The sequence below is a fragment of the Polynucleobacter paludilacus genome (assembly GCF_018687595.1).
Lineage (GTDB): Bacteria > Pseudomonadota > Gammaproteobacteria > Burkholderiales > Burkholderiaceae > Polynucleobacter > Polynucleobacter paludilacus.
This window is the reverse complement of the sequence record NZ_CP061298.1, coordinates 1,482,218-1,507,870: the sequence shown is the minus strand read 5'-3', so window position 1 is coordinate 1,507,870 and position 25,653 is coordinate 1,482,218. Positions and strand designations below refer to the sequence as shown.

At 47.2% G+C, this 25,653-nt stretch carries 24 protein-coding genes and 1 other RNA gene; 18 read left to right on the top strand and 7 right to left on the bottom strand.

Annotated features, from left to right (window positions below; genetic code table 11):
* The first annotated feature begins 84 nt into the window (after positions 1-84).
* The 13 genes from AOC06_RS07865 (at position 85) to rnpB (ending at position 15,832) form a co-directional block, all read left to right on the top strand.
* Positions 85-3,924: a DUF3683 domain-containing protein gene (locus AOC06_RS07865; protein ID WP_215379995.1), complete on the top strand. Its 3,840-nt coding sequence runs from the start codon at positions 85-87 to the stop codon at positions 3,922-3,924.
* The gene (locus AOC06_RS07860) at positions 3,924-4,316 is read left to right on the top strand and encodes a gamma-butyrobetaine hydroxylase family protein (RefSeq protein ID WP_215381901.1); all 393 of its coding nucleotides are present in this window, start codon (positions 3,924-3,926) and stop codon (positions 4,314-4,316) included. The genes AOC06_RS07865 and AOC06_RS07860 overlap by 1 nt, the downstream gene beginning before the upstream one ends.
* Positions 4,317-4,333: 17 nt before the next feature.
* Positions 4,334-5,077: a bifunctional demethylmenaquinone methyltransferase/2-methoxy-6-polyprenyl-1,4-benzoquinol methylase UbiE gene (ubiE, locus tag AOC06_RS07855; protein WP_215379993.1), complete on the top strand. Its 744-nt coding sequence runs from the start codon at positions 4,334-4,336 to the stop codon at positions 5,075-5,077.
* Positions 5,078-5,127: 50 nt separating this feature from the next.
* On the top strand, positions 5,128-6,015 hold the full coding sequence (locus AOC06_RS07850) for a Tim44 domain-containing protein (RefSeq protein ID WP_215379991.1): 888 nt from the start codon (positions 5,128-5,130) through the stop codon (positions 6,013-6,015).
* 51 nt (positions 6,016-6,066) lie between these two features.
* Positions 6,067-6,687, top strand: a complete 621-nt coding sequence (locus AOC06_RS07845; RefSeq protein ID WP_215379989.1) for a ubiquinone biosynthesis accessory factor UbiJ — start codon at positions 6,067-6,069, stop codon at positions 6,685-6,687.
* A gap of 2 nt (positions 6,688-6,689) precedes the next feature.
* Positions 6,690-8,270: a ubiquinone biosynthesis regulatory protein kinase UbiB gene (gene ubiB, locus AOC06_RS07840; protein WP_215379987.1), complete on the top strand. Its 1,581-nt coding sequence runs from the start codon at positions 6,690-6,692 to the stop codon at positions 8,268-8,270.
* Between the two features lie 53 nt (positions 8,271-8,323).
* Positions 8,324-8,977, top strand: a complete 654-nt coding sequence (locus AOC06_RS07835; protein ID WP_215336355.1) for a DUF502 domain-containing protein — start codon at positions 8,324-8,326, stop codon at positions 8,975-8,977.
* A gap of 16 nt (positions 8,978-8,993) precedes the next feature.
* Entirely contained in the window at positions 8,994-10,793 is a 1,800-nt protein-coding gene (aspS, locus tag AOC06_RS07830; protein WP_215379985.1) for an aspartate--tRNA ligase, read from the top strand.
* Positions 10,794-10,805: 12 nt separating this feature from the next.
* Complete coding sequence (gene nudB / locus AOC06_RS07825; protein WP_215379983.1) at positions 10,806-11,255, top strand: dihydroneopterin triphosphate diphosphatase; 450 nt, start codon at positions 10,806-10,808, stop codon at positions 11,253-11,255.
* Positions 11,252-13,075 (top strand): ABCB family ABC transporter ATP-binding protein/permease, encoded by a 1,824-nt coding sequence (locus AOC06_RS07820; RefSeq protein ID WP_215379980.1) that lies wholly within the window; start codon positions 11,252-11,254, stop codon positions 13,073-13,075. The genes nudB and AOC06_RS07820 overlap by 4 nt, the downstream gene beginning before the upstream one ends.
* Positions 13,076-13,084: 9 nt before the next feature.
* Positions 13,085-14,404, top strand: coding sequence for a glycerate kinase type-2 family protein (locus AOC06_RS07815; RefSeq protein ID WP_215379979.1), 1,320 nt, complete (start codon positions 13,085-13,087; stop codon positions 14,402-14,404).
* A 16-nt stretch (positions 14,405-14,420) separates the two neighbouring features.
* A complete protein-coding gene (pyrC, locus tag AOC06_RS07810) occupies positions 14,421-15,485 on the top strand; it encodes a dihydroorotase (protein ID WP_215381900.1) in 1,065 nt (354 codons plus the stop codon).
* A gap of 40 nt (positions 15,486-15,525) precedes the next feature.
* An RNA gene (gene rnpB, locus AOC06_RS07805) (RNase P RNA component class A) lies at positions 15,526-15,832 on the top strand.
* Here rnpB and AOC06_RS07800 read toward each other — a convergent pair.
* On the bottom strand, positions 15,833-16,255 hold the full coding sequence (locus tag AOC06_RS07800) for an OsmC family protein (RefSeq protein ID WP_215275027.1): 423 nt from the start codon (positions 16,253-16,255) through the stop codon (positions 15,833-15,835). It abuts the RNA gene before it with no gap.
* Positions 16,256-16,658: 403 nt separating this feature from the next.
* Here AOC06_RS07800 and rplM point away from each other — a divergent pair, with 403 nt between their 5' ends.
* From rplM to erpA, 4 genes are all read left to right on the top strand, one after another.
* Positions 16,659-17,087 carry a 50S ribosomal protein L13 gene (rplM, locus tag AOC06_RS07795; protein WP_112205386.1) on the top strand — a complete coding sequence of 143 codons (429 nt, stop codon included), beginning with the start codon at positions 16,659-16,661 and terminating at the stop codon, positions 17,085-17,087.
* A 9-nt stretch (positions 17,088-17,096) separates the two neighbouring features.
* Positions 17,097-17,498 (top strand): 30S ribosomal protein S9, encoded by a 402-nt coding sequence (rpsI, locus tag AOC06_RS07790; protein WP_062310144.1) that lies wholly within the window; start codon positions 17,097-17,099, stop codon positions 17,496-17,498.
* Between the two features lie 120 nt (positions 17,499-17,618).
* Positions 17,619-18,677, top strand: a complete 1,059-nt coding sequence (argC, locus tag AOC06_RS07785) for an N-acetyl-gamma-glutamyl-phosphate reductase (RefSeq protein WP_215275026.1) — start codon at positions 17,619-17,621, stop codon at positions 18,675-18,677.
* Positions 18,678-18,746: 69 nt separating this feature from the next.
* Positions 18,747-19,121 (top strand): iron-sulfur cluster insertion protein ErpA, encoded by a 375-nt coding sequence (erpA, locus tag AOC06_RS07780; RefSeq protein WP_215336341.1) that lies wholly within the window; start codon positions 18,747-18,749, stop codon positions 19,119-19,121.
* 12 nt (positions 19,122-19,133) lie between these two features.
* Here the strand turns inward: erpA and AOC06_RS07775 are convergent, their stop codons facing one another.
* On the bottom strand, positions 19,134-20,261 hold the full coding sequence (locus tag AOC06_RS07775; protein ID WP_215379977.1) for an anhydro-N-acetylmuramic acid kinase: 1,128 nt from the start codon (positions 20,259-20,261) through the stop codon (positions 19,134-19,136).
* Between the two features lie 73 nt (positions 20,262-20,334).
* Here AOC06_RS07775 and tyrS point away from each other — a divergent pair, with 73 nt between their 5' ends.
* Positions 20,335-21,567 carry a tyrosine--tRNA ligase gene (gene tyrS, locus AOC06_RS07770; RefSeq protein ID WP_215379975.1) on the top strand — a complete coding sequence of 411 codons (1,233 nt, stop codon included), beginning with the start codon at positions 20,335-20,337 and terminating at the stop codon, positions 21,565-21,567.
* Between the two features lie 6 nt (positions 21,568-21,573).
* Here the strand turns inward: tyrS and ruvB are convergent, their stop codons facing one another.
* The 5 genes from ruvB to AOC06_RS07745 are packed head-to-tail and all read right to left on the bottom strand — an operon-like array spanning position 21,574 to position 25,651.
* Positions 21,574-22,644, bottom strand: a complete 1,071-nt coding sequence (ruvB, locus tag AOC06_RS07765) for a Holliday junction branch migration DNA helicase RuvB (RefSeq protein WP_215379973.1) — start codon at positions 22,642-22,644, stop codon at positions 21,574-21,576.
* A gap of 17 nt (positions 22,645-22,661) precedes the next feature.
* Positions 22,662-23,243, bottom strand: coding sequence for a Holliday junction branch migration protein RuvA (gene ruvA / locus AOC06_RS07760; protein ID WP_215379971.1), 582 nt, complete (start codon positions 23,241-23,243; stop codon positions 22,662-22,664).
* A gap of 18 nt (positions 23,244-23,261) precedes the next feature.
* Positions 23,262-23,789 carry a crossover junction endodeoxyribonuclease RuvC gene (gene ruvC / locus AOC06_RS07755; protein WP_215379970.1) on the bottom strand — a complete coding sequence of 176 codons (528 nt, stop codon included), beginning with the start codon at positions 23,787-23,789 and terminating at the stop codon, positions 23,262-23,264.
* Positions 23,790-23,804: 15 nt separating this feature from the next.
* On the bottom strand, positions 23,805-25,388 hold the full coding sequence (gene purH, locus AOC06_RS07750) for a bifunctional phosphoribosylaminoimidazolecarboxamide formyltransferase/IMP cyclohydrolase (protein WP_215379967.1): 1,584 nt from the start codon (positions 25,386-25,388) through the stop codon (positions 23,805-23,807).
* Between the two features lie 23 nt (positions 25,389-25,411).
* Positions 25,412-25,651 (bottom strand): helix-turn-helix domain-containing protein, encoded by a 240-nt coding sequence (locus tag AOC06_RS07745; RefSeq protein ID WP_215379964.1) that lies wholly within the window; start codon positions 25,649-25,651, stop codon positions 25,412-25,414.
* Between the last annotated feature and the right edge of the window lie 2 nt (positions 25,652-25,653).

The following is a 25,653-nucleotide window of genomic DNA, read 5'->3' as shown; positions in this document are numbered from 1 at the left end:
TATAGACTTCCTCAACATCTTTTTAGGTTTCCTGCCAATATCGGGGATGCTCTATTAAAATGCTTCTTTAACGAATATCACACCATGAATGCTCCACTAGCATTAAATCAGTTATTTGAAGCCGACGAGGGCTCACCCCGTCTGCGGGAAATACCTTACAACTACACTTCTTTTTCTGACCGGGAAATCGTCATCCGAATTCTGGGTGAGGAGTCTTGGCAGACCCTGAATGAGCTCCGCGGCGTTAGAAAAACAGGCCGTTCTGCACGGATGTTGTTTGAGGTTCTGGGGGACATTTGGGTGGTGCAGCGCAACCCCTTCCTGCAGGATGACTTATTAGATAACGCGAATCGTCGCCAGATGCTGACTGATGCGCTGTGGCATCGCCTTGGCGAGGTCAAAAAACGCGCTAGCGGAGAGTCTGCCCCACAAGTGCAACTCCTGTTAAATGCCGCACATCGTGCCGTTGAGAATTTTGAAAATGGCTTTAAAGAGGTCGAGCGGATTCGTAAACAGGCGCGCAAAGTACTGGGCCGCTTTACCGCTTCCGACAATATTTGCTTTGATGGTGTTTCTCGTGCGGCTCACGTTACAGATGCTACCGATTGGCGTGTTGAGTTTCCGCTGGTAGTGTTGAAGCCTGACTATGAATCTGAAATTCCAGGCCTTGTCAAAGGATGTATTGAGCTAGGTCTCACGATGATTCCTCGAGGCGGTGGTACTGGTTATACCGGCGGCGCAATTCCGCTGTATGCCTTGTCTGCAGTTATCAACACTGAAAAGCTTGAACAGATTGATGGCGTTAAGGGCAAACATTTACCGGGCGTCTCACAAGAAGTTCCAACGATATTTACTGGCGCTGGCGTAGTGACACGCCGCGTTGCGGATGCAGCAGAACACGCCGGTTTAGTTTTTGCGGTAGATCCTACTTCCGCTGATGCGAGTTGCATCGGCGGGAACATTGCGATGAATGCAGGCGGTAAGAAAGCCGTCCTCTGGGGTACTGCTTTAGATAATTTAGCCAGCTGGCGCATGGTTGATCCAGAAGGTAATTGGCTGGACATAGAACGTTTAGATCACAACCTCGGCAAGATTCATGATGCTCCCCTAGTGCGCTTTCAGTTGACCTGGTCTGATGGTTTGAGTGAGCCTGGGAAACGTGTTCTCAAAACTGAAATCATTGAGTCTGAGGGTAAGCGTTTCCGTAAAGAAGGTTTAGGCAAGGATGTGACTGATAAGTTTTTATCAGGATTGCCTGGCGTTCAAAAAGAAGGCTGTGATGGTTTGATCACAAGTGCAACTTGGATCTTGCATCGCATGCCGAAATATATGCGTACCGTTTGCTTAGAGTTCTTTGGTCAAGCACGTGAAGCGATCCCAAGCATTGTCGAAATCAAAGCCTACTTAGATGGTTTGAGTAAGCAGGGTGGACCGATCTTGGCAGGTCTTGAGCATTTAGATGATCGCTACTTGAAAGCTGTTGGTTATTCCACCAAATCCAAGCGTAATAGTCTTCCTAAAATGGTTTTACTGGGCGATATTGCTGGTGACGATGAAGAGGCAGTAGCGGCGGCCACTAGTGAAGTCGTGCGCATGGCTAATCTTCGAGTCGGCGAGGGTTTTGTCGCTGTGAGTCCTGAGGCTCGGAAGAAGTTCTGGTTGGACCGAGCTCGTACTGCAGCAATCGCACGCCATACCAATGCGTTCAAGATTAATGAGGATGTAGTGATTCCCTTGCCGCGCATGGGTGAGTACACCGATGGTATTGAGCGTATCAATATTGAGTTGTCCTTAAAAAATAAGTTGCAGGTCTTAGATGGTTTAGAGCACTTCTTAAGAAAAAGTGCTCTTCCACTCGGAAAATCTACTGAAGATGATGAAATTCCTAGTGCAGAAATCTTAGGTGATCGAGTTCAGCAGGCTCTTGATCTGATTGCGGGAGTGCGTGCACGCTGGTCCGAGTGGCTCACTAAGATGGACACTTACTTTCCACAGCTGCAAGACTACAGTTTGCGGGCATCTTGGAAAACTGAGATTCGCGCTGAGTTGAGGATCATGTTTGGTGGTTTAGCTTTTGAACCCATCTTGAATGAACTAGAAGCAATCCATAAGCAGATTTTGCGTAAGCGGGTATTTGTCGCCTTGCATATGCATGCAGGTGATGGCAATGTCCATACCAATTTGCCAGTGAACTCAGATGACTACGAGATGTTGCAAGATGCACATCATGCAGTCGATCGCATCATGAAATTGGCTCGCTCGCTCGATGGCGTCATCTCTGGTGAGCACGGCATTGGCATTACAAAATTAGAGTATTTAACTGAAGCCGAGTTAAAAGATTTCCGCGCCTATAAAAATCGGGTTGATCCAGAGGGTCGATTCAATAAAGGCAAATTGATGCCACATGCTGATCTTGGTATGGCATACACCCCAAGCTTTGGACTAATGGGCCATGAGTCCATCATCATGCAGCAAAGTGATATTGGTGCAATTGCCGATAGCATCAAAGATTGCTTGCGATGTGGCAAATGTAAGCCGGTCTGCTCAACCCATGTTCCTCGCGCTAATTTGCTCTACAGTCCGCGCGACAAGATTTTGGCAACCTCCTTATTAATTGAAGCTTTTCTGTATGAAGAGCAAACGCGTCGCGGTGTCTCTATTAAGCATTGGGAGATGTTTGATGATGTGGCAGCCCATTGCACAGTGTGTCATAAGTGCTTAACGCCTTGTCCAGTCAAAATTGACTTTGGCGATGTCACGATGAATATGCGCAATTTGTTGCGCAAGATGGGGCAGCAACGCTTTAACCCAGGTACTGCAGCATCGATGCTGTTCTTGAATGCAACCAGTCCTGACACCATTAATCTCGTACGGAAGACGATGATTGGTTGGGGCTATAAAGCTCAGCGACTTGGTAATGATTTATTTAGTAGGCTGGCTCGCAAGCAAACAGCTCACCCACCTGCAACGGTTGGTAAGCTGAGCGTTAAAGAGCAGGTGATTTTCTTTGTGAATAAGAAAATGCCTGGGAATTTACCTAAGAAGACCGCCCGTGCTTTGCTTGACATTGAAGATGCCAACTATGTACCCATTATCCGAGATCCAAAAACCACTTCTGCTGATACTGAGGCTGTATTTTATTTCCCAGGCTGCGGTTCGGAGCGCTTGTTTTCTCAAGTAGGCTTGGCCACTCAGGCAATGCTTTGGAATGTCGGGGTGCAAACCGTTTTACCTCCAGGCTATCTCTGCTGTGGTTACCCTCAGCGCGGTAATGGCGACTTTGATAAAGCCGACAAAATGATTACCGACAATCGAGTACTCTTTCACCGTGTTGCCAATACGCTCAACTATTTAGACATCAAAACTGTTGTAGTGTCTTGCGGTACTTGCTACGATCAATTGGCAGGTTATCAGTTTGAACAAATCTTCCCCGGCTGTCGAATTATTGACATTCATGAGTATTTGCTCGAGAAAGGTGTGAAGCTCTCTGGCGTGACGGGTGTCAAATATATGTATCACGATCCTTGCCATTCGCCGATGAAGTTGCAAGATCCACTGAAGACTGTGAATGAATTGATTCAGCAAGAAAACGGTAAAGCGATTCCTAAAAATGATCGCTGCTGTGGTGAGTCTGGAACCTTGGCAATTACTCGACCTGACATCTCAACTCAAGTTCGCTTCCGTAAAGAAATTGAAATGGAAAAAGGTGCCAATGCACTTCGCAAGGATGATCCAGCAGTTGATGTGAAGGTGCTGACGAGCTGCCCATCTTGCTTGCAAGGCCTGACCCGTTTTGACGCTGATAGCGGTACTACGGCTGATTACATCGTGGTTGAGATGGCTCAGAAAATCTTGGGCGATGACTGGATGCAAGAATATGTGGCAAAAGCGAACCAGGGCGGTATTGAGAGGGTGCTGGTTTGATTATTCCCAATCAAATCGTTTCTCATCAGCAATCCAAAGTCTTGGAGTTGAGTTATGAGGATGGCAGAAGCTTTCGTTTGCCTTTTGAGTTTTTGAGAGTGCATTCACCCTCGGCTGAAGTACAGGGACATGGTCCTGGTCAAGAAACTTTGCAAACCGGGAAGCGCGAAGTGGTGATCATACAAATTGAACCTGTTGGTCATTATGCGATCAAGCCTACCTTTTCTGATGGACATGATTCTGGTTTATTTACCTGGGAATATTTGCTTCATTTGGCTGAGAATCAAGAAAGCTTATGGGTGGAATATTTGAAGAAGCTCGAGGTTCACGGAGTTGAGCGAGATGCGGTAATGAGCTCGGGTAAAGATACCCATTCCTGTGGCAGTCATTAACTATCTAGAGAGTCAGTATGAGTAAAACCCATTTTGGTTATCAGAGTGTTGACGAAGTAGAGAAGGCCGGTAAGGTGGCTGAAGTATTTCATTCGGTGGCCAGTAAATATGACGTGATGAATGACCTGATGTCTTTTGGTTTGCATCGTCTGTGGAAGAAAGTTACGATTGCCCGTGCGCAAGTCCGCCCTGGCCAAAAAGTCTTAGACATTGCTGGTGGTACTGGCGACTTAGCAAAAGCGTTTGCGCAAGCAGCCCAGTACGGTACTAATGCAGATGCTCAAGTTTGGTTGAGCGACATTAATGCCTCCATGTTAGGCGTCGGCCGGGATCGCTTGCTAGATGATGGCCTAGCTTTACCCTGTGTTCAGTTTGATGCTGAAAAGATTCCCTTTCCTGCAAATTATTTTGACGTCGTGACCGTCGCATTTGGCCTGCGCAATATGACGCATAAAGAAGTAGCCCTAGCAGAGATGTTGCGAGTCATTAAGCCTGGTAGCCGCGTACTGGTCTTGGAGTTTTCTAAGCCCGATGAGTTCTTGAAACCCATTTATGACGCTTACTCTTTTAAAGTTCTGCCTTGGTTAGGCGAAAAGATTGCGCAAGATGCTGAGAGTTATCGTTACTTGGCTGAATCCATCCGGATGCATCCAGATGCGGAGACACTCAAAGAAATGATGTTGGCAGTAGGCTTTGATGAAGTTGATACCCATCGCATGACAGGGGGTATTGTGGCTCTCCATATCGGCATGAAATATTAAAATTCAATGCGATGGTAGTCTATGTATTACATGATTATTGAAGGGGTAGCATGAATAAGCGCTTTTTTAAAGCAGTACTCTTAAGCTGTACTTTGTTATGTGCAGTAGTGGGCGATGCTAATGCAGTTCGTCTGGGCGGCGGCAGAAGTTTTGGTCGCGCTCCTAGTGCACCAATCCAAAGACAAGCTACTCCACCACAAAGGCCTGCACAGCAAGCACAGCCTGCAACTCCAGCAGCAGCCCCAGCGCAACCAGCGGCCCCAAGTCGTTTTGGAGGAATGGGTGGCATGTTGGGCGGCTTAGCGGCAGGCTTGGGCATTGCTTATCTCTTTTCCCACTTCGGTTTGGGTGAAGGTATGGCGTCCATGTTTTCTGGTTTGCTCATTGCGCTGCTAGTTGGCTTTGCCATTATGTTTGTGATCCGACGTTTATTGCCATCTCTTTCAGGTGCTCAAGGTGCGCAGCGGAGTAGTGACCCTCTTGCTAAACAAGAGCCGGCTTTTCAGCCCGTCAATAATGGCTTTAGTAGTGTTGCTCCAGTTGCTGAAACTTTTCAATCAACCATGCCCCCTGGTTTTGATGAGTATTCTTTTTTAGAGAACGCCAAACAATTCTTTGTTCGTCTTCAAAAAGCGTGGGATCAGGGAGATTTAGTTTCACTAAAGGAATACACCACTCCCGAGATGTTCACCACTATTCAGCAAGATTTGGCAGGCAGATTTGATGCTTCCAACCAGACTGAAGTGGTCAGCATGCAGGCAAGTTTGCTGGGAATTGAAACGGCGGATACCAATTATTACTGTAGCGTTCAGTTTACGGGCATGATTCGTGAGCAAGTTTCTGCTCCGGCAAGTAACTTTTCAGAAATCTGGAACCTGAGTAAGCCGGTAAATGGCCCTGGAGGTTGGGTACTAGCGGGTATTCAGCAGTTGGTTTAAGCTTAGGTACTTTCCTAAGGAAACCCGCATTCGTGCGGGTTTTTTGCACCCATGAATAGCCTGACTTCCACAACCCATCACCTTGCTGCCGGCGCGCTATGTCGCGGGGTAAATCATGTATTGGCCAGTGAGCCATGGGCAAGGGCAGAACTGAATCTTCATGCAGGTAAGAGTATTTGCTTAAACCTGCCGATGGGGATGATGGTTGTAGAGATCACTCCAGAGGGAAATCTCTCAGCGCTAAGTACTGTTGATAAAGCATCTTTAGTTTTAGAGGTCTCAGCCAAGGCGCTGTCTGATTTGCTTGCGAGCCCTGGAAATTTGCGTGATCAAGCTTTTAAAGCAGTCAAACTCAGTGGCGATGCTGATCTGGCCCAATTGATTGGGCGACTGGTTTCTCAGGTTCGCTGGGAGTATGAAGAAGACTTGGCGAAATTCATTGGTGATGCCCCAGCGCATTTTGCAGTACGACAAGCTAAGTCCATTGCAAAGGCTGGTCAAGCTGCTTCAAAAGACTTTCTACAAAATGTGGTGGAGTATGTCAGTGAGGAAAGAAAAATACTTCTGAATAAACGCGATTTCATTGCTCGTAAGCATGAATTAAATGAGCTGCGTGACTCGGTAGATCGAATTGAAAAACGCATTGCTCTACTTGAGAAAAAAACAACATAATTATGCGCAGAATCAGCCGCCTCTTTTTTATTTTCTTCACCGCTTGGCGTTATGGTTTGCTCCCATTATTGCGGGACAATCTCAGGCCTGGATTACGCCGCGGTCTTTTGTCTATTCTGTGTTGGATTTCTCCGAGCGCTAACTTGCCAAGAGGCGAACGGATTCGCTTAACGCTAGAAGAGCTGGGTCCAATTTTTGTGAAGTTTGGTCAAGTTCTCTCTACGCGTCGAGATCTCTTACCTGAGGATATTGCTAATGAGTTAGCTAAGCTGCAAGATCAGGTGCCACCATTTTCAAATGCTGAGTCACGGAATTTGATTGAAGCGGCATTGGGGGCGCCTATTGAAACGGTCTTTGAAAGTTTTGATGCCACCCCTATAGCCAGTGCCTCAGTGGCTCAGGTGCACTTCGGGGTATTGCGTGGAACGGATAAGCATCCAGAGTGGCAGGGCCGGTCGGTGGCCGTCAAGGTACTTCGCCCAGGCATTCTGCCGGTGATCGAGGGTGACTTGGCGTTGATGAGAGACCTGGCCAAAATCATCGAGAAAACATCAGAAGATGGTCGGCGCTTAAAGCCGCGTGAAGTTGTGGCTGAGTTTGATATTTATTTGCATGATGAGCTTGATTTGATGCGCGAAGCTGCTAACGCGAGTCAACTTCGTCGCTACTTTATTGATTCCAAGAAACTCATGATCCCTGAAATGTATTGGGATCTATGCAGAACTAATGTCATCGTCATGGAAAGAATGGATGGCATCTCCATTGGCCGTACTGCAGAGTTACGCGCAGCAGGAGTGGACTTTAAGAAACTTGCTGCTGATGGCGTTGAGATCTTTTTTACTCAAGTATTTGAGTACGGCTTCTTTCATGCAGACATGCATCCTGGAAATATTTCCATCAGCCTGGAGCCTGAAACATTTGGCCGCTTTATTTCTTTTGACTTCGGTATTGTCGGTACGCTAAGTGAAATCGATAAAAATTATTTGGCTCAAAACTTCTTAGCTTTCTTTAATCGCGATTACCGAAGAGTGGCTGAGCTACATATCGAGTCTGGTTGGGTTCCGGCGAATACCAGAGTCGAGGAATTAGAGGGGGCAGTACGTTCAGTTTGCGAGCCTTACTTTGATCGACCCTTAAAAGAGATTTCTTTGGGGATTGTGTTGATGCGTTTATTCCAAACCTCGCGCCGCTTTAAGGTGGAGATTCAGCCCCAGTTAACGCTTTTACAAAAAACGTTATTAAACGTAGAAGGGCTAGCTCGCGAACTCGATCCTGATTTGGATTTGTGGAAAACAGCCAAGCCGATTTTAGAAAAGTGGGTTGATAAGCAGCTGGGATGGAGAGGCTTTATTGATGGCCTCAAGGCTGAGGCACCTGCCTGGGCAAAAATTCTGCCTACCCTTCCTAGATTGATTGCGGATAGCCTGGCCCAAAGTCAACATCAAGAGCAAAACGGGGAGTTGGAGGTTTTAAGGGCAGTGCTAATGGAAGAGCGCCGGACCCATCGTCTAATTGTGGGCTCCCTCCTCTTTGCGGGCGGCTTTTTAGCTGGGATCCTCTTAATTAGCCTCGGTATTTACTAGGCTCTCGCCTTAGGGCCCTCTAACCCGTTAAAATGCGTGGTTAGGCAAAAAACATGAAAAAATACTTTATCGCTGGAATTCTCGTTTGGGCTCCCATGGCTGTCACCATTTGGGTGATCACGTGGGGCTTAGGCTTACTTGACGGTGTTTTTGGTTCCGTCATGAGCGCCATTATTGCGGTTTTCCCAGAGCAATTTTCATCCGATTTACAGCATTTCCGTAACCTTCCGGGGGTCGGAATTCTGATCGTCATTCTGGTAGTCATCTTTACGGGTTTGTTGGCAATTCATTTTGCTGGACAGTGGTGGATGAGAATTTGGGATAAATTTGTTAATCGCATTCCAATCGTTCGCTCTATCTATTCAAGCGTTCAACAGGTTTCCACCACCTTATTGTCTGGTAATGGCAACGCCTTTAGTAAGGCTTTGCTGATTCGATATCCCCATGCTGATTCTTGGGCAATTGCGTTTCAAACTGGGTTGCCTGCGAAAGAAATTAGTACTAAGTTGGGTGCAGACTATGTGAATGTCTTTTTACCTACGACTCCCAATCCAACTTCAGGTTTCTTCATGATCGTGCCTCGTGAACAAACGATTGCACTAGATATGAGTGTTGAAGAAGCACTGAAACATATTGTTTCAATGGGATCTGTCCCGCCAAATAGTTCTATTGGTAAGACTGCATTAGAGTCACCAAAACCTCTTTGATTTATAGGAAATTGTTATGTCGATGCGAAGTCATACCTGTGGCCAGGTAAGCGATTCACTGATTGGTAAAGAAGTTACCCTTGCTGGTTGGGTTAACCGTCGTCGTGATCACGGCGGCGTGATTTTTATTGACTTGCGCGATCGCGAGGGTTTTGTCCAGATCGTTTGCGATCCTGATCGCCCCGAGATGTTTGGACTTGCCGAGCAAGTGCGTAACGAGTTTTGTATTCAGATTACGGGCCTAGTGCGGGCGCGTCCTGCTGGTACCGAGAATGCCGATTTGGTCAGCGGCAAGGTTGAAATTCTATGCCATAAGCTAGTCATTCTCAATGCATCTGTAACGCCACCATTCCAGATTGATGACGAAAATTTATCCGAGACAACCCGCTTGACCCATCGTGTTCTCGACTTGCGTCGTCCACAAATGCAAAAGAATCTGCGTTTGCGTTACAACGTTGCCATGGAGTGCCGCCGTTATTTAGATGCTGCAGGTTTTATTGATATCGAAACGCCGATGCTTACCAAGAGTACCCCTGAGGGTGCGCGCGATTATTTGGTTCCTTCCCGTGTGCATGATGGACAATTTTTTGCTTTGCCACAGTCCCCTCAATTGTTTAAGCAATTATTGATGGTGGCCGGTTTTGATCGTTACTACCAAATTACCAAGTGCTTCCGTGACGAAGACTTACGTGCCGATCGTCAGCCAGAATTTACTCAGATTGATTGCGAAACTGCATTCTTAGATGAGATCGAGATTCGGGATTTATTTGAAAATATGATTCGTCACATTTTCAAAACAACGATGAATGTTGAGTTGCCTAATCCTTTTCCAACTATGCCGTATTCAGAAGGTATGGCTCGCTATGGCTCAGATAAACCCGACTTACGGGTTGCAATGGAATTTACAGAGCTGACTGATCTGATGAAAGATGTCGATTTCAAGGTCTTCTCTGGAGCCGCCAATCAAGCAGGCGGTCGGGTAGTGGGATTATGTGTTCCTGGAGGCGCCGAGATCAGCCGTAGTGAAATCGATGATTACACGCAATTTGTATCGATATATGGTGCAAAAGGTTTGGCTTGGATTAAGGTCAATTCGGTTGCCGAAGGCCGCAATGGCTTGCAGTCTCCCATCGTTAAGAATCTCCACGATGCTGCAATCGAGGCCATCTTGAAGCGTACAGGTGCAAAAGATGGCGACATTATTTTCTTTGGAGCCGATAAAGAAAAAGTGGTTAATGACGCAATCGGCAATTTACGTTTACGGATTGGTCATTCTGCTTGGGGTAAAGAACATGGCTTATTCACTGAAGGCTGGAAGCCTTTGTGGGTAGTTGACTTCCCTATGTTTGATTACGATGACGCTGAAGCCCGTTGGGTTGCTTGTCATCACCCATTCACGAGCCCTAAAGATGAGCACTTGCAGCATCTCGAGACCGATCCAGGCAAGTGCTTGGCAAAGGCTTACGACATGGTCTTAAATGGTAGTGAGATTGGTGGCGGCTCTGTGCGTATTCACCAAGAGGCGGTTCAAAGCCAAGTATTCCGTGCTCTGAAGATCGGTCCAGAGGAAGCGCAAGCTAAATTTGGATTCTTGTTAGATGCTCTACAGTACGGCGCCCCTCCTCATGGTGGTATCGCTTTCGGCTTGGACCGTATTGTGACAATGATGACTGGCGCTGAGTCAATTCGTGATGTGATTGCCTTCCCTAAAACACAACGGGCACAATGTTTGTTGACCCAGGCACCTAGTCCGGTCGATGAGCGTCAGTTACGAGAATTACACATCCGCCTTCGCCAAGCGGCACCTACTGCATAAGCTAGTCTAATCTTGAAAATCCCCGTCTCGGTTTTAGTGGTCATCTATAAATCGAATGGGGAAGTTCTATTGATTGAGCGGGCAGATCGAGAAAACTTTTGGCAATCCGTAACAGGCAGCATTGATTTTGCTAGTGAAGATTTAAGGCAAGCTGCGATCAGGGAAGTGCAGGAAGAAACAGGTATCGATGTCCATAAGCTAAGTCCTGGCGCGTTGCAAGATATGCATCACCATATTGAATACGAAATCTATCCACAATGGCGCTTTAAGTACGAAGACGGCGTAATTAAAAATACCGAACACTGGTTCTCATTAAAGGTGCCTGATGACGTTGCGATTAGGCTTTCACCCCGAGAGCACATTGCTTACCAGTGGCTTCCATTTGCTACCGCTGCCGCTAAATGCTTTTCTCCTAGCAATGGCCAAGCTATTTTGCGTTTATTTTCTTCGAAAGCATCATGAGACATTTATCGGGTCCTAGACCCACAGAGCCTTCTCTGGCGGTCTCGCAACGCAGTGATTGGCGTGTCATTCGTGATCTGCTGCCTTACCTATTGGAGTACCGTTTAAGGGTATTTCTTGCCCTGATGTGCTTAGTTGCGGCGAAGGTGGCCAATCTAGGCATTCCAATTTTGATGAAGCGTTTGATCGATGCTTTGAATATCAAAGCTGATTCAGGCCAAGCCTTATTGGCTGTTCCAGTTGCTCTCATCATCGCTTATGGCTTGTTGAGAATCTCTGCCTCATTATTTAATGAATTGCGCGAAGCTCTGTTTGCCAAGGTCACGCAAAATGCAGTGCGTAAGGTGGCGCTACAGGTGTTTGAGCATTTACACGCACTTTCCTTGAGCTTTCATCTGGCACGTCAGACGGGGGGAGTGAGTAGAGATATTGAGCGTGGCACCAGAGGGATTCAGTCTCTGATTCAGTATTCGCTGTATAGCATTTTGCCAACGCTCATCGAATTTATTCTGGTTCTTGGTTATCTCGCCTACTCCTACGATATTTGGTTTGCGCTCATTACGCTGGTAGCACTAGTGCTATACATTACTTTCACGGTCGTTGTGACTGAATGGCGAACCCATTTCCGTCGCACCATGAATGAGATGGATTCCAAAGCCAATCAAAAAGCGATCGACTCCCTATTAAATTTTGAGACGGTAAAGTATTTTGGTAATGAGGCATTTGAAGCTCGACGCTATGATGAAAATCTAGCTCGATATCAAATAGCGGCAGTCAAGTCGCAAAAGTCCTTGGCCGTTCTGAACTTGGGTCAGCAAATCATCATCGCGGTAGGCTTGATTCTGATTTTATGGCGTGCCACCTCTGGTGTTATTAATGGCACGATGAGTCTGGGTGACCTAGTCCTAGTCAATACGCTAATGATTCAGCTTTACATCCCCCTAAATTTTTTAGGTGTGATTTATCGAGAGATCAAGCAGTCCCTGACGGATATGGATCGTATGTTTTCGCTACTCAATACCGATAAAGAAATTGCCGACTCTCCCAGCGCACAGCCTTTAGTTATTCAGAACTATGCGATTGGACCTGATGTCCACTTTGAGCATGTCTCTTTCCACTACGATGCAAAGCGCGAGATTCTGCGCGATGTGAGCTTTCATATTCCAGCGGGGACTATTACGGCTGTGGTTGGTCAGAGTGGCGCAGGTAAAAGCACCTTAGCCCGTTTGCTGTTTCGATTTTATGATGTGCAGTCAGGCAAGATTTTCATCGATGGCCAAAATATTCAAGATGTGCAGCAAACCAGTTTGCGTAAGGTGATTGGCATTGTTCCTCAGGACACCGTGCTATTTAACGATACGATTGGTTATAACATTGCGTACGGAAATCCAGGAGCCACTCCAGAGGCAGTTCAAGAGGCGGCGCGGGCAGCACAAATCGACGGTTTTATTGAGCGACTACCGGATCGCTATAACACCCAAGTTGGAGAGCGGGGTCTGAAGTTATCTGGAGGGGAAAAGCAAAGGGTAGCGATTGCTCGTACTTTGTTGAAGAAGCCAGCTATGCTGATCTTCGATGAAGCCACTTCAGCCCTAGATTCCAAGACAGAGCGGGCTTTTCAGGAAGAATTGCTCAGTTTAGCTAAAAATCGCACTACCCTCATCATTGCCCATCGTCTTTCAACGATCGTTCATGCAGACCAGATCTTGGTGATGGAGCATGGGCAGATTCTAGAGAGAGGCACCCATACTGAGTTGCTAGCGCTGCAAGGTCGCTACGCCGAGATGTGGCAAATGCAAGAGCGGGCTACGCTTGATTAGAATACTCTGATGAGTAATCAAAAAACCATTCTTCAAAATGCTTTTGCTGCTGCTTTAGCTGTCGCCGATCCTCAGCAAATCGTGCCCGAATACCTAGAAAAAATCTTTGCTGATGGCTCGCCACAAGGAAAGTGTTTGGTTGTTGGTGCAGGTAAGGCAAGCGCCTCAATGGCTAGCGCCTTAGAGCGCTTTGCCAAACAGTATTGGCCCAATACGGAGATTAATGGCGTAGTTCTGACCCGCTACGGGCATGGGTCGCCAACTGAGTATATTCAGATTATTGAGGCGAGCCATCCAGTCCCAGATCAAGCGGGCATGGATGGGGCAAAAGCAGTTTTCCAATTAGTAAACCAACTGAATGCGGATGACGTATTGATTGTGTTGGTATCTGGCGGGGGCTCAAGCTTGTTGACCTTACCTCAGCCTGGTATCAGCATGGAGGACATGCGTACAACAACTCAAGCATTGCTAAGATGCGGCGCCCCTATTGAGGAAATGAATATTGTTCGTAAGCACTTATCTGCAATCTTGGGCGGTAATTTAGCTAGAGCGGCAATGCAACGCGGTGCCCGAGTTGAAGCCTTATTGATTTCTGATGTCACGGGAGATCAGCCTGCGGATATTGGAAGCGGGCCTTGTGCTGCGGATTACTCATGCTATCGGGATGCTGTAGATATTTTGGTGAAGCATCAGTTAGATGAAAGTGCGATACCGGCATCAGTAATTGAGCATTTGCAAAAAGGCCTAGCAGGGCTGATACCCGAAACACTGAAAGAATCTGATTTACAAAATGGGCACGTCAGAAATCATGTCATTGCAACAGCTTATAAAAGTTTGGAGGCGGCTGCAGACTATGTTCGATCTGAAGGCTACGAGCCAATCATTCTGGGTGACACCATTACTGGTGAGGCTAAAGAGGTTGGCGTTGATCAGGCGAAACTTGCTAAGGAGCTGATTGAAAAAAATGGCGGGAGCAAGCCACTTGCGGTCATTTCTGGGGGTGAATGTACGGTAACCCTTCCTGCTGGCATCAAAGGTCGAGGCGGTCGCTGCAGCGAGTTTTTGCTCTCTTTATTTACAGAAACCGGACATATTTCTCAATTGGCGGCATTAGCTGCCGATACCGATGGAATTGACGGTAGTGAAAAGAACGCGGGTGCTTGGTTTACCCCAGAACTGCGTGAAGCCAGTAAAGCCAGGGGCCTTAAACCCAGTCAATTTCTGGAAGCGCATGATTGTTATGGATTCTTTGCAGAATTGAGCGCTTTGGTAGAAACTGGACCCACTCTGACCAATGTGAATGATTTCCGTATCATCTTGCTTAATTAATCTTAAAGTCATCACCATGTCGACCAACCCACAACAGATTCAGATTACTCAGCCGGATGATTGGCATTTGCATATTCGCGATGGTGAAGTTATGGGTAGCGTGTTGGTAGATACCGCAAGACAGTTTGCGCGTGCCATTATCATGCCGAACTTAAAGCCTCCGGTTACTACGGTTGAATTGGCTAAGGCCTATCGCTCCAGAATTGAAGCTAAGCTTGCATCTCTGCAGATCAAAAACTTTACGCCTCTAATGACCTTGTATTTGACAGATAACACTTCTGCTGAAGAGGTGCTCAAGGCAAAGGCGGATGGGATTGTGGGTTTTAAGTTGTATCCCGCTGGCGCCACTACGAATAGTGATGCCGGTGTGAGTGATCTGCGTCGTTGTTATGCTGCTCTTGAAGCGATGCAATCAGTGGGTATGCCACTGCTGGTTCACGGTGAAGTGACGAATTCTGAAATTGATATCTTTGATCGCGAAGCAGTGTTTATCGATCGTGTGCTCGAACCTTTGCGTAAAGACTTGCCAGAGCTCAAGATTATCTTTGAGCACATTACTACCTTACAAGCTGCTCACTATGTCCGCGATGCGGCTACGAATGAAAAACATTTGATTGGCGCAACGATTACTCCGCAGCATCTATTAATGAATCGTAATGCTATTTTTGCTGGTGGTATTCGTCCACACCACTATTGCTTGCCTGTATTGAAGCGTGAAGAGCACCGACTTGCTTTATTGGAAGTGGCTACCAGTGGTAATCCCCGTTTTTTCTTGGGTACTGATAGTGCGCCTCACTCCAAGGGTGCAAAAGAGAGTGCTTGCGGCTGTGCGGGTTGTTATAGCGCGTTCAATGCAATGGGACTGTATGCCGAAGCTTTTGATAGTGTTGGTAAGCTCGATCGCCTAGAGGGCTTTGCAAGTTTCTTTGGACCAGATTTTTATTCCTTGCCACGGAATACCCAAAAAATGACTTTAGCAAAACAGGCTCAGAGCATTCCGCAAGAGCTGCCATTTGGTGGTGAGACCATCATTCCGTTGCGAGCTGGCGAGAGCGTTGCTTGGTCTCTCATTTCAGCTTAATTCCAAACGTTTTTTCCTGACTGCGTTAGACTGCAGGCGCAGAGTCAATTAGGCAATCGCCGCCTCTTTATTGAGGGGGAGGAAAGTCCGGACTCCATAGGGAAGGGTGATGGCTAACGGCCATCCACGGCGACGTGCGGAATAGGGCCACAGAGACGAGCGTATTTAGTTACGGTGAAACGCGGTAACCTCCACCCGGAGCAATCCCAAGTAAGCAGGCGATGAGGCGTCCCGCTGAGTCTGCGGGTAGGGAGCTTGAGCCGTTAGGTAACTAACGGCCTAGAGGAATGATTGCCCCTAGACGCGAGTCTAGGCGACAGAATCCGGCTTATCGATTGGCTCTGCACTTATTCGGAACGGACTTCGATGCTGTAAGTCAGTTCAGCCGTTTTAGCGAGCATCGCTGTAGCAGAGCAATACTTATCGTGAGAGAGTTTGACTGCTCGCTCAACCTTGGTTTGGTCCAAGTCTTTCCCGGTAACGATGAAATGTAAATCAATCTTAGTAAAGACTTTAGGGTCTTCGTTAGCCCTCTCAGCCTTGAGCTTCACATCGCAGCCAGAAACAGCCTGACGGGCCTTTTGTAGGATTAAAACCACATCAAAGGCCGAGCATCCGCCCGCCCCCGCCAAGAGCAGCTCCATGGGCCTAGGAGCCAGATTTTTGCCGCCGGCCTCTGGGGCGCCATCCATATTGAGTAAATGGCCGCTGCCGGTTTCGGCTGAAAAAGCCATACCACCATTACCTAACCAAGAAACTGTGCAATCCATATTAGTGATCCCTAACTTCTAAATTAATCAATATTATCAATGATTTAGCCATTATAAGGGGATTACGCGTAGATATTCTATATGCCAAAAAATTGACTTAGATCAATTTTCTTGCATTGCACCATAAATTATGGTCAAATAACCATATTGGTGATCAGTCTTATACAAGAGATCGATTTACCTCCCAGTGTCTCCTCCACCCAAACATCGGTGGATTCCAACCCAGGACTCGTTCCTGGGTTTTTTTTGGGTTACAATTCAAGGCTTTACTGGATTACCGACTTGTCAGCGGTAATTGTTTTGCCGATTAAGTTGCTGAATCTGCGAGCCTGCAAACATAAGCAGGGCCAAAGTGGATGTAGTTTGATTGGAGTATTTTTTGACAATAACAATTTGAGAAATCATGAAAACTTTTTCCGCAAAATCCCATGAGGTAACGCGTGAATGGTTCGTGATTGACGCTACGGACAAAGTCCTCGGTCGTGTCGCCAGTGAAGTGGCACACCGTCTACGCGGCAAGCACAAGCCTGAATTCACACCCCACGTTGATACTGGCGACTTTATCGTCGTAATCAACTCATCCAAGCTTCGTGTTACTGGCACTAAAGGCTTGAATAAACTCTATCACCGTCACAGCGGATACCCAGGCGGTATCAGTACGACCAACTTCGACAAGATGCAAGATCGTTTTCCTGGTCGCGCCTTAGAGAAGGCTGTGAAAGGTATGTTGCCAAAAGGCCCACTCGGCTATGCCATGATCAAGAAATTAAAAGTCTATGGCGACGCTAATCATCCGCATACGGCTCAACAGCCTAAAGCGTTAGAGATTTAAGGAACCCAAATGGCTATTAATTACGGAAATTGGAATTACGGTACAGGTCGTCGCAAGAGCTCTGTAGCCCGTGTATTTATTAAATCAGGCAAAGGTGAGATTACTGTTAACGGTAAGCCTATCGATGCTTATTTCGCACGCGAGACATCCCGCATGATCGCTCGTCAACCTTTGGCTCTTACTGCCCATTTAACGACCTTTGATATCAAAGTGAACGTAACTGGTGGTGGTGAGACTGGCCAAGCTGGCGCGGTTCGCCACGGTGTTACTCGTGCTTTGATCGACTACGACAATGCTTTGAAGCCAACCCTGTCTAAAGCAGGTTTGGTAACACGCGATGCTCGTGAAGTTGAGCGTAAAAAGGTTGGTCTGCACGGCGCGCGTCGTCGCAAGCAGTTCAGTAAGCGCTAATTTCTTTCAGTCGCTATGTTTTGATGAAAGGGTCGCGCAAGCGGCCCTTTTTGTTTCTAAAATGAAAGTATTTGTCAGAATCAAGCAGTAAGCTATGGCTTATTGAAATTGGAGATCAGCATGATTAAGGTTGGCATCGTTGGTGGAACTGGATATACCGGAGTGGAGTTACTCCGTTTATTGACACAGCATCCTGAAGTCCAGATTCAGGCGATTACTTCGCGTACTGAAGCAGGTATGCCCGTAGCAGATATGTTTCCTTCCTTGCGTGGCCGAGTTGATCTCAAGTTCACTACGCCAGAGGATGCTAATCTAACTGAATGTGATGCCGTATTTTTTGCCACACCGCATGGTGTTGCTATGGCTCAGGCAAAAGCACTTTTGGCTGCAGGCGTTAAGGTATTGGATTTGGCTGCAGACTTTCGTTTGAAAGACGTTGCTGAGTTTCAAAAATGGTATGGCATGGAGCATAGTTGCCCTGATGTCTTGGCAGAGGCTGTCTATGGCCTGCCAGAAATTAACCGGGATGCCATTCAGAAAGCGCGGGTCGTTGGGCTTGCGGGTTGCTATCCAACTTCTGTGCAATTAGGTCTCGCGCCACTACTTTCTCCAAAATCCACTGGTGGTAAACAACTGATTGACGGCGAACATATTATTTCGGATTCGAAGTCCGGCACTTCAGGTGCAGGACGTAAAGCCGAGATCGGCACCTTGATGGCTGAGGCTAGTGATAACTTTAAGGCTTATGGCGTTAAAGGCCATCGTCACTTACCTGAGATTGTTCAAGGACTCAAAGCTATCGCTGGTCATGAACAGATTGGTTTGACATTTGTGCCCCATCTCACCCCAATGATTAGAGGTATTCATTCCACTTTGTATGTGCGTCTAACCGAGGTGGGCAAAGAGGTCGATTATCAAAAGCTGTATGAGAACTACTACAAGGATGAGCCCTTTGTGGATGTCATGCCAGCCGGAAGTCATCCAGAGACGCGTTCGGTAAGAGGGAGTAATGGCCTTCGAATTGCGATCCATCGGCCTGGCAATGGCGATACTTTGGTCATTTTGGTGGTTGAGGACAATCTGGTTAAAGGGGCTTCTGGTCAGGGTGTGCAGTGCCTAAACTTGATGTTTGGCTTGCCCGAGACTATGGGCTTAACCCAGATTGCCTTATTGCCCTAAAGACCTTTCCAGCAGACTGGGGATTTAAAGCCTAAAATGAACTATTGCCTTTCGAATTAGGAGTTCATCATGACTGAAGTTGCTACCCAAGTTGCGCAGGATCTTGCAGAGCCACCAACACCGTTGGTGTTTACGGATAGCGCTGCCGCAAAAGTGGCTGACCTGATTGCCGAAGAGGGCAATCCCAGCCTCAAATTAAGAGTATTCGTCCAAGGTGGCGGTTGCTCAGGATTCCAGTATGGATTTACTTTTGATGATGCTGTGAATGAAGATGACACTGAGTTTGAAAAAAATGGTGTGACACTTCTGGTCGACTCAATGAGCTTCCAATATTTAGTTGGTGCAGAGATTGATTACAAAGAAGATATTCATGGTTCACAGTTTGTGATTAAGAATCCGAATGCAACCACCACTTGCGGTTGCGGTTCTTCTTTCTCGGCTTAAGATCTTTAGAAACTAGGCTGGGTAACAAGCGCCTAAGATTCTGAGCCCTTTAGCCCCCGTTACGGCTGGCAGATTTGCCGGCCGTTTTTCTTTATGAGCCCAGGCGAGCCAAGCAAAGGCAAGGCCTTCCACGAGTTGAGGATCAATCCCAACAGCTTCACTACTCGCGATTTCTAAAGGCTGTTTAAACACATGTTGTGCTTTGACTTTGAGCAAATTCATGAGGGCTTTATTCTTTGCGCCACCCCCGCAGACAATCAACTTCTGGGTTTGCGGGGCATGATGTAGCAAAGCCTCTAAAGCAGAGTGTGCTGTTAAGTGCAGAAGTGTTGCTTGTACATCCTCGGTACGGTGATTTTCTTCGCCTAATTTTTCTTTTAACCATTCAAGATGAAAGTCATCTCGACCAGTGCTTTTTGGTGGTAACTTTTTAAAGAATGGATCAGCCAACATTTTTCTTAGTAAATCTTCATTTACTTTGCCTTGGGATGCCCATGCGCCATTTTCATCAAAAGAATTGCCTTGGTGTTCATAAATCCAGGCATCCATCAACATATTTCCAGGACCACAATCAAAGCCAGTAACTGCACCATTTTTTGGAAGCAGTGTGAAATTAGCGATACCGCCAATATTGAGAATGGCGAGATTTTCAGTTGATGTAAATTGCTGCGCATGAAAAGCGGGAACTAAAGGTGCGCCGTGTCCACCAGCAGCGAGATCACGACTTCTAAAGTCAGCAATGACATCGATCCCGGTTTTCTCGGCCAAAAGGGCGGCATTCAATGTTTGGTGGGTGTATCCCAATTCCCCAAGCTGCGGTTGGTGGCGAATGGTTTGTCCATGGGCGCCAATCGCAGCAATATCAGATGGCTGTAAATGAGCTTTGTTGAGAAGTTGGCTTACTGCCTCTGCATAGGCCAAAGCCAATGCATTGCCGGCTTGCTTCTCCCGGTGGAGTTCATTGTCCCCAGGGCTTTGAAGTTCAAACAGGGTCTTACGAAGCTCAGGATCAAAGGGGGTGCTAAAGGCTGCTTGGGCGCTCGTTTCTCCATTGGGTCCGATCTTGGCTAGAACGGCGTCGATCCCATCTAGGCTAGTGCCAGACATGAGGCCAATGTAGAGAGAGTGCGGTTTGTTCATCGAGTTCTCAGGAATGCGACAATTATGCTTAACATTTGAAATACTAAATAACTGTATCAGCATCCGAATCAGTATGATGGCAAAACCAGAACAAAAATATCCTTTGACCCCCGAAGTCTTCGCGGCACTTGAAGTGACTAAACGTGGCTGTGATGAGCTATTGGTTGAGTCCGATTGGGTCCAAAAGTTAGCCCGTAGCCAAGTGACCAAGACTCCGCTCAGGATTAAATTAGGTTTAGATCCTACGGCGCCTGATATTCATTTGGGGCATACGGTAGTTCTGAATAAATTACGACAATTGCAAGACTTAGGGCATACGGTCATCTTCTTGATCGGCGACTTTACTAGCATGATCGGTGATCCATCGGGTCGCAATGCCACTCGCCCACCATTGACTGCAGAGGAGATCGCTGTCAATGCTGAGACTTACTATCGTCAAGCAAGTATGGTGCTCGATCCTACCAAAACTGAAGTGCGCTATAACAGTGAGTGGTGTGATCCACTGGGTGCGCGCGGCATGATTCAGTTAGCAGCAAAACATACCGTTGCTCGCATGTTGGAGCGCGATGATTTTACTAAGCGCTATCGCAACGGCGTGCCTATTTCTATTCATGAATTTTTATATCCACTCATGCAAGGTTATGACTCTGTTGCCCTCAAGAGTGATTTAGAGCTCGGTGGTACAGATCAGAAATTTAATCTTCTTGTTGGTCGTGAGCTCCAGCGTGAGTATGGCCAAGAGCCTCAGTGTATATTGACTATGCCACTCTTGGTGGGTCTAGATGGCGTTGAGAAAATGAGTAAGTCCAAAGGTAATTACATTGGCATCAGTGAAGCGCCTGGCGAGATGTTTGGCAAGCTCTTGAGTATCTCGGATGATTTGATGTGGGATTACTTCACCTTATTGTCATTCCGCCCAATGGCTGAAATCGATCTCATGAAGCAGGAAGTTGCTGCTGGCAGAAATCCAAAAGATTGCAAAGTGTTACTTGCCCAAGAAATCGTGGCGCGCTTTCATTCACAAGCGGCTGCTGAAAAAGCACTAGAAGACTTTAATCACCGCGCCAAGGGCGGTGTACCCGATGAGATTCCTGAAGTCACTTTTAATGGTGCCCCCATGGGGATCGCCAACCTCCTCAAGGCTGCTGGATTGGCGCCGTCTACATCTGAAGCGATGCGCAATATTGAACAAAACGGTGTGAAGATTGACGGCGTAACGATTGCTGATAAGCAATTAAAGATTGAGGCCGGAACGTATATTGTGCAGGTTGGGAAGCGTAAGTTTGCAAAAGTGACGCTGAGCTGATTAGAGCTATAGGTCTAAGCTGGTATTGCCACTAGGTGGCGTTAAACCAAAATGCTCATAAGCCTGACGGGTTGCCACTCTTCCTCTAGAAGTTCTCTGTAGATATCCTTGTTGAATCAGGTAGGGCTCTAGAACATCCTCGATGGTGTCACGCTCCTCACCAATTGCTGCAGCCAAATTATCAATCCCAACTGGACCACCATCGAATTTATGCATGATGGCTTCTAAGAGTTTTCTATCCATCACATCAAAGCCGCTTGGGTCTACATCTAGCATTTTCAGTGCAGCATCAGCCATCGCTTTAGTAATGGTGCCTGTGCCTTTGACTTCAGCATAGTCTCGTACACGGCGCAATAACCGATTGGCGATTCGTGGCGTTCCACGGGCACGCTTAGCGATTTCTACTGAGCCTTCTGGATCGATATCTGCTTTGAGAAGGCTTGCTGAGCGATTAATAATCTTGGTCAGTTCTTCTGTAGTGTAGAACTCGAGTCTAGCCACAATACCAAAGCGATCCCGCAGGGGGTTGGTAAGCATCCCTGCACGAGTCGTCGCACCAATGAGGGTAAATGGCTTGAGATCAATTTTGACGCTCCGTGCTGCAGGGCCTTCACCAATCATGATATCTAGGCTGTAGTCCTCTAGTGCCGGGTACAGAATTTCTTCAACAACTGGGGACAGTCTATGAATCTCATCAATGAAGAGCACATCATTTGCTTCGAGATTAGTCAGTAACGCAGCAAGATCGCCAGGCCTATCAAGAACTGGGCCGCTAGTTTGCCGCAAATTGACACCCAGCTCTCTGGCGATGATGTGGGCAAGTGTGGTTTTACCAAGCCCTGGAGGCCCAAATAACAGAACGTGGTCAAGAGCCTCTTGACGCGCTCTCGTGGCGCTAATAAAGATTTCTAGTTGGGCGCGAGCCTTAGTTTGGCCAACATATTCATCAAGCTGTTTTGGGCGGAGTGCTTTTTCAAAAACCGCCTCGGCGTTACCTGCGGCACCACTGACGATGCGATCATTACCTTCCGGTAAATCTTCAGGAATAGAGTTGAGATCGTCAGTATGAATTGCCATGCTGCAAGTGTAGTGCTTTAAGCTTTAGATAGATACTTCAAGCCCATCCGAATACCGTCAGAAACTGTGCTGTCGGGTGGGATTTGTTTAAGTGCCAAGAGTGCCTCTTTTTCTGAGTAACCGAGAGCTAGAAGGGCCTGCAATATCTCGCTGCTTGCCTCAATCGCTTGCGGCTTACCATTAGCAATTCCTAAATCGGGCGCAAGCTTACCCTTTAGCTCTAAGCAAAGCCGCTCAGCAGTCTTCTTCCCGATGCCGGGAACCTGAGTCAGGCGATCGGCTTCTTGAAGTGCGATGGCCTGCGCTAACTCATTGACGCTCATCCCAGAGAGAATGGCTAAAGCAGTTCTAGAGCCAACACCGCTGATCTTAATGAGTTGTCGAAATGCCTCGCGCTCAGTTTCAGTCGCAAAGCCAAAGAGCTGTTGGGCATCCTCACGCACTTGAAAATGAGTGAGTAAAGTAATTTTTTGATTCACTTCGGGGAGCTGGTACAGGGTGCTCATCGGCACATCAATTTCATAACCAACACCTTGGCAATCTACCAGGAGGCGCGGTGGGTGAACTGTGACGAGGGTTCCTTGAATACGACCAATCATAGGGTGATCTTAACCTGTTTAGGCTTTTGGCTTCAGAGGCTTCTTGGACGCAAGTGCAGCCGTGATTACCTTCGGTATTTGTGCATGATGCGCGGCGCAAATAGCCACACCCAAGGCATCGGAGGCATCAGAGCCAGGGGCACGATTGAGTCGGAGTAAGCGTTTCACCATTTCTTGGACCTGGGGCTTGGCAGCACGGCCTGTTCCAACGATAGCTTGCTTCACTCTTAGGGCGCTGTACTCAGCTACAGGGAGTTTTTTAGAAACGAGAGCAGCGATGACTGCACCACGCGCCTGCCCCAACATTAAAGTAGAACGAGGATTCACATTCAGAAAGACCTCTTCAATTGCAGCTGACTCTGGACGATAGGTCTCCAATACTTCGATTAATCCAGCATAGAGAGCACCTAAGCGCTCAGGAAGACCTTTGGCAGGATCACCGCTTTCAATGGTGCCCGAGGCAACATAGATCAATTTTTGTCCATCAACATCAATGACACCAAAGCCCGTTGTCCGTAAACCAGGATCAATTCCTATCCAGCGCATTGAGTAATCTCGTGCTTAATGGCGGAAGTGACGCGTGCCAGTGAAGATCATGGCAATGCCATGTTCATTGGCTGCGGCGATGATTTCTTCATCACGCATGCTACCGCCTGGTTGAATGGCACAGCTGGCACCTGCGCTAACTACAACATCCAAACCATCGCGGAAGGGGAAGAAAGCATCACTCGCCACGGCTGATCCTTTGAGACTCAGTCCTGCATTTTCAGCTTTAATGCTTGCCATTCTTGCAGAGTCTACGCGACTCATCTGGCCAGCGCCAATACCCAGAGTCATCCCGTCTGCGCAATACACAATTGCATTCGATTTGACAAACTTCGCAACGCGCCAAGCAAACATCATGTCATTGAGCTCTTTCGGCGTAGGCTGTCTCTGACTAACCACTTTGATCTCATTTTGCAAAACATTTTTCGCATCAGGAGATTGCACTAATAAGCCACCCCCCACTCTTTTGAAATCAAAAGCATTAAAACCAGTGCCTAGTGGAATTTCTAATAGGCGAACATTTTGCTTTGCCGCAAAGATAGCTATAGCCTCTTTGCTAAAGCTGGGCGCAATCAGGACTTCCACAAATTGTTTTGAGATGGCTTCAGCCGCAGGACCATCACAGGGCACATTCAAGGCGATGATTCCACCAAATGCGGAGTTTGGATCCGTCTTAAAGGCTTTTTGATAGGCTTCCAGAGCCGAGCTGGCAACTGCAACACCGCAAGGATTGGCGTGTTTGATGATGACGCAGGCGGGAGTGTTATTACCATTGCTGGTAGAGAAACTCTTCACGCATTCCCAGGCAGCGTCTGCATCTGCAATGTTGTTATAGGAAAGCTCTTTACCTTGCAATTGGCGATAGTTTGCTAGAGCCCCATCTACTGTTTGGAGATCTTTGTAGAACGCAGCAGATTGATGAGGATTTTCACCATAGCGCATCTCTTGGACCTTCTCGAATGCCAGGTGCAGAGTCTCTGGGTATGAAGATCGTTGCTGATGAATTAGGTCATCGCCCAAAGAGGATAGGTAATTTGCAATAGCACCATCGTATTGAGCAGTATGCGCAAAGACTTTCTTGGCCAAGGCTAAATTAGTTTTATAAGAAACACGATTTTGATTCGACTTCATCTCAGCGAGAACTGCTATGTAGTCGTCCGGCGAGATCAATACCGTGACATCTTGATGATTCTTGGCGGCAGCTCGCAACATTGCTGGGCCGCCTATATCAATATTCTCAATCGCATCCTCAAAGGTGCAGTCTGTTTTTGCCACTGTTTGATTAAAGGGATAGAGGTTAATAACCAGCATATCAATCGTGCCAATACCATGCTCTTTCAAGGCAGCCATATGCTCTTTTGAATCTCTGCGTGCCAAAAGACCGCCGTGCACCATCGGGTGAAGGGTCTTCACGCGACCATCGAGCATTTCTGGAAAGTGAGTTAATGCGGAGACCTCAATGACGGGTAAGTTATTTTCAGCAAGCAGCTTAGCTGTGCCCCCAGTGGAGATGAGCTGGATGCCGAGAGCATGCAGCTCTTTGGCAAAGTCGACGATGCCGTGTTTATCAGAAACAGAGAGGAGTGCAGTACGAATCATGGGATTTATTCAAAGAAAAGAGATTATTTAATGAGCTTGTGCTCGACTAACTTTTTATGCAAAGTATTGCGATTAATACCCAGATATTGAGCGGCTAGAGACTGATTATCTTTTGCGTGACGCATGACAATCTCTAGCATGGGTTTTTCTACTACCTCTAAGACCATTCGATAAACATCAGATGGCGCTGTGCCCTTAAGATCATCAAGGTAGTGCTGGAGGTGCGTTTGAACGCACTCAGTAATAGGGTGTTTATTAGTCATGA

Bases quoted from the DNA above. Each gene is read 5' to 3' on its own strand.
- ubiB (WP_215379987.1), top strand. From the start codon at position 6,690: ATGCGCAGAATCAGCCGCCTCTTTTTTATTTTCTTCACCGCTTGGCGT.
- AOC06_RS07835 (WP_215336355.1), top strand. From the start codon at position 8,324: ATGAAAAAATACTTTATCGCTGGAATTCTCGTTTGGGCTCCCATGGCT.
- aspS (WP_215379985.1), top strand. From the start codon at position 8,994: ATGTCGATGCGAAGTCATACCTGTGGCCAGGTAAGCGATTCACTGATT.
- ruvC (WP_215379970.1), bottom strand. From the start codon at position 23,789: ATGCGCTGGATAGGAATTGATCCTGGTTTACGGACAACGGGCTTTGGT.
- rpsI (WP_062310144.1), top strand. From the start codon at position 17,097: ATGGCTATTAATTACGGAAATTGGAATTACGGTACAGGTCGTCGCAAG.
- purH (WP_215379967.1), bottom strand. From the start codon at position 25,388: ATGATTCGTACTGCACTCCTCTCTGTTTCTGATAAACACGGCATCGTC.
- ruvA (WP_215379971.1), bottom strand. From the start codon at position 23,243: ATGATTGGTCGTATTCAAGGAACCCTCGTCACAGTTCACCCACCGCGC.
- AOC06_RS07745 (WP_215379964.1), bottom strand. From the start codon at position 25,651: ATGACTAATAAACACCCTATTACTGAGTGCGTTCAAACGCACCTCCAG.
- tyrS (WP_215379975.1), top strand. From the start codon at position 20,335: ATGATGGCAAAACCAGAACAAAAATATCCTTTGACCCCCGAAGTCTTC.
- argC (WP_215275026.1), top strand. From the start codon at position 17,619: ATGATTAAGGTTGGCATCGTTGGTGGAACTGGATATACCGGAGTGGAG.
- ruvB (WP_215379973.1), bottom strand. From the start codon at position 22,644: ATGGCAATTCATACTGACGATCTCAACTCTATTCCTGAAGATTTACCG.
- rplM (WP_112205386.1), top strand. From the start codon at position 16,659: ATGAAAACTTTTTCCGCAAAATCCCATGAGGTAACGCGTGAATGGTTC.
- erpA (WP_215336341.1), top strand. From the start codon at position 18,747: ATGACTGAAGTTGCTACCCAAGTTGCGCAGGATCTTGCAGAGCCACCA.
- AOC06_RS07800 (WP_215275027.1), bottom strand. From the start codon at position 16,255: ATGGATTGCACAGTTTCTTGGTTAGGTAATGGTGGTATGGCTTTTTCA.
- AOC06_RS07820 (WP_215379980.1), top strand. From the start codon at position 11,252: ATGAGACATTTATCGGGTCCTAGACCCACAGAGCCTTCTCTGGCGGTC.
- AOC06_RS07775 (WP_215379977.1), bottom strand. From the start codon at position 20,261: ATGAACAAACCGCACTCTCTCTACATTGGCCTCATGTCTGGCACTAGC.
- AOC06_RS07865 (WP_215379995.1), top strand. From the start codon at position 85: ATGAATGCTCCACTAGCATTAAATCAGTTATTTGAAGCCGACGAGGGC.
- AOC06_RS07850 (WP_215379991.1), top strand. From the start codon at position 5,128: ATGAATAAGCGCTTTTTTAAAGCAGTACTCTTAAGCTGTACTTTGTTA.
- pyrC (WP_215381900.1), top strand. From the start codon at position 14,421: ATGTCGACCAACCCACAACAGATTCAGATTACTCAGCCGGATGATTGG.
- AOC06_RS07845 (WP_215379989.1), top strand. From the start codon at position 6,067: ATGAATAGCCTGACTTCCACAACCCATCACCTTGCTGCCGGCGCGCTA.
- AOC06_RS07815 (WP_215379979.1), top strand. From the start codon at position 13,085: ATGAGTAATCAAAAAACCATTCTTCAAAATGCTTTTGCTGCTGCTTTA.
- ubiE (WP_215379993.1), top strand. From the start codon at position 4,334: ATGAGTAAAACCCATTTTGGTTATCAGAGTGTTGACGAAGTAGAGAAG.